The organism is Williamsia herbipolensis, from assembly GCF_000964005.1.
Taxonomy (GTDB): Bacteria; Actinomycetota; Actinomycetes; order Mycobacteriales; family Mycobacteriaceae; genus Williamsia_A; species Williamsia_A herbipolensis.
Window position 1 is genome coordinate 1 of the sequence record NZ_JXYP01000045.1, and the last position, 3,127, is coordinate 3,127.

Below are 3,127 nucleotides of genomic sequence, written 5' to 3' on the forward strand. Positions count from 1 at the left end.
CCCTTCTGGCAAGGGAGATAAAGACCGGCATAGGAGGACAGAGCACAACAGGGGAGCCGACGGCAGTTTCCACCGAGCATCGCGAGGGGTCTGGAAAGTGGTGGCGGTCCCGCCGGAGGCCGCGTCAGCGCTGTTGTGCGGCGGACGACGCCGGTCAAAATCGGACGGCCAGAAGGGAAAAACACCAATGCTTTTCGACAGTGCGACCGCAGGGAGTTCCGATTTCGTGCGCAGCACGCCGGCACCGGCGGGGCCGATTGCCGTGACTGCGGCTCGACCACAGCGCTGGCCGGAAGAGTAACGGCCAGTCTCCCGGTGGGCGACCCGCGCCGCAGGTGCGGCACGGGGACTAGCGCGCCGCAGGCGCTCCGTTGTGGCGGTTCCCGCGCATCGCGCGGTGGTGTGGGCCGCCCGGTCAGGTGACAGACCGCAACGATTCGAGTTGAGGGGCTGACCGGGCGGAACCGCCATCCACTATGCCGGGTGTTGTTGACACGTGCGGCATTCCCACTGCCCGTGGACTCGTCGGCATGTGCGGCGTTTGGTGCACATCCAGCAGCGTTGGTTGGGGCGTTCGAGGTCGCCGGCCTCGGCGGCGATCGCCCGCTGCACACGCTGAGCGGTGCGGGTCTGATCGTCGCGGCGGGCCTGGGCCTCGGCGGTCATGGGTGCGGTGTCGGTGCTCGGGCGCAGCAGCTCACCGAACTGGGCGCAGCAGTCGCCGCAGGGGTGGCCCTGGGTGGCGGTGAGGTTTGCGCGTCCCGGTAGGGCGCAGTGCGGGAACAACTCGAGTTCGCTCATCGGTGTCTTTCGGCTCGTGGACCGACGGGGCCGCGCTGGTCGGTGGGGGCGTGGTGTGCCCCCACCGACCAGACGGTGCTAGCTGTCGAGGTCGATCGACTCGGCGTCGATCTGCTTGGCGACAACCTGCTCGACCTCGGAGAGCTGGTAGCCGAACACCTCGGTCAGGAAGTCGAGGTAGGCGACCCGTGCCTTGGCGTCGGACCAGAACGACTCGGTGGCTTGGCGCCATGCGTCCTTGGGGAAGTTCGCCTCGTATCCGGCGCAGACGATCGCGGCGGTGATGACCTGGGCGCGTTCGGTGCTGGCCTGGGCCTGGGCCTCGATCGGGTCGCCACCGACCAGCTCGGCGGCGATGACCTTGGTGTTCGCCCCGCTGCGAGCGATCTGGAACAGGTCGGGGTGGCTCCACATGGTGGTCGCGACGAACCGCGACACTGCTGCACCGGTGCCCTTGGGCAGGGTCTTGCGCCCCAGGACCTCGGCCAGCTTCGCCCGACGCACCTCCTGGGCCGCAAGGGCGAGCTTGTTGAGCTTGAGCAGGCGACGCTTCGCGGCCCGCTCGGCGTCGGCCTTCGACGCGAGGACCGCGTCGACATCGACGGTGCCGTCCTCGCCGACCGCGCCCAGGCGCTCGGCGTCACCGCGCAGGTTCTCGGTGTTGATCGTGCGGTTGCGGTACTCGGTTGAGGTCATCAGTCCGTCGACTGCCGGGTCGCGGTGGAACCACACAACGGTGGCGGTGACATCCTCGTCGCGGGTCAGCGTGCGGGGGTCGAATATGCCCTCGGCCGGGACATCGTCGGCGGCGGGGTTCTCGTCGGGGTGCAGCGACCAGTCGATGAGGCTGTCATCGACGCGCTCGCCGTCGTTGTCGAGCCAGATTTCCTCGACCTCGGTGTCGATGTAGGCGACGAGCCGGTCGGCGGTCAGGGTGGCGATCTCGTCGTCGGTGACCTGCTCGCCGGTTTCGGCGTGGACCAGCCGGACCAGCTCGGCGGGGGCGTCGGCACCGTAGTAGTACGGGCGGCGCTCCAATAGCTCGTATCCGGCCTCGATCAACGGTGCCGCTGCCTCACGGTGGGCGGCGCGTTCGTTGGCGGTAGCGGCCAACTGAGCCGCCTTGTGATCGAACGTGCCGTCAACGGCGGCATCGCAGAGGGCGCGCACTGCCTCGGCGTCGTCGGCGTCCTCGTATCCGGCGATGATCGCGGCCTGATCGAGCGTCAACCCAGCGTCGAGCGACGACATCGCGACGGTCGACTTCGCGGTGGCCACCGCCGCGTCGACGGCCTTGGTGGTGCCCAGACTGGTGGCCTTGGCGACCTTCGTGCGCGACACCCCGAGGTCGATGAGCTGCTGTGCACCCAGTGCGCGTTCTTTGGCGCTCAGGTCGGTGCGGTGCTCGTTGGCGATGAGCTGATCGGTGACCCGCTCGATCGTTGCCGCGTCGGCCTCCGCGTCGGAGCCGATGACGTAGACCGGGATCGAGTCGAGTCCGGCTTCGCGTGCGGCCAGGGTGCGGCGCTGGCCGTCCCGGACGCGGATCGTCCCGTCAGCGTCGCGGGTCGCAATGACGGGTTGGATCACGCCACGCTCGGCGATCGAGGCGACGAACCCCTTGTCGAGTGCGACGTCGGTGCGCACGTTGGCGTCAATGACCAGCGTGGCCGGGTCGATGACGGCCAGCTCGCCGGAAGCGACACGGGCGGTGGTGCTCTGGTTGTTTCCCACTGTGGTTCTCCTCTATTGTGGTGGGGAAGCAACCAGCCATCTAGGAAATGGCTGGTTGTTTTTCTTTGTCCGGCCCCGGTCGGGGCCGGGGGTCTAGTCGGCCAGTTCGGTGCTGGCGAGGCGGATCATGTCTGCGGCCTGGCTGCGCTTGTAACGCAACCGCGCTGCGACGGTGAGGCATTCGCTGGCGGCGTCGATGAATCCGTTTGCGCCTTCGGGGTCGTGGGGTGCGGTATCTCCTGCGAGGTCGGCCCACATCTGCGACTGGTTCAGCTCGGCGGCGATCGCGGTTTCGAGGCGCTGGTCCCACTCGGTCAGGAGTTCGACGCGGGCCTGGGCCAGGCTGATCCGGCGGATGGCGGCGACAACTTTCACACCCGACAGGTGCGGGTTGTCGAGTTCTGCGGTGATGTCCTGATCTACCTGCATGACGTGACGCTCCCTCGCTAGGTGACGGGTCTCGCTGCCCGCCAACTTTTTTGCCCTTCTGGCAAGGGAGATAAAGACCGGCATAGGAGGACAGAGCACAACAGGGGAGCCGACGGCAGTTTCCACCGAGCATCGCGAGGGGTCTGGAAAGTGGTGGCGGTCC

3 protein-coding genes are annotated in these 3,127 nt (G+C 67.8%); all 3 read right to left on the reverse strand.

Going from position 1 to position 3,127, the window contains the following annotated elements:
• Positions 1-474: 474 nt before the first annotated feature.
• Positions 475-801, reverse strand: coding sequence for a hypothetical protein (locus tag TU34_RS24445; RefSeq protein ID WP_045825082.1), 327 nt, complete (start codon positions 799-801; stop codon positions 475-477).
• Between the two features lie 78 nt (positions 802-879).
• Complete coding sequence (locus TU34_RS22055; protein ID WP_045825083.1) at positions 880-2,535, reverse strand: ParB/RepB/Spo0J family partition protein; 1,656 nt, start codon at positions 2,533-2,535, stop codon at positions 880-882.
• A gap of 93 nt (positions 2,536-2,628) precedes the next feature.
• Positions 2,629-3,127 (reverse strand): hypothetical protein (locus TU34_RS22060; RefSeq protein ID WP_203225518.1); only part of this gene is annotated, 499 nt, incomplete at its 5' end.

Bases quoted from the DNA above. Each gene is read 5' to 3' on its own strand.
- TU34_RS24445 (WP_045825082.1), bottom strand. From the start codon at position 801: ATGAGCGAACTCGAGTTGTTCCCGCACTGCGCCCTACCGGGACGCGCA.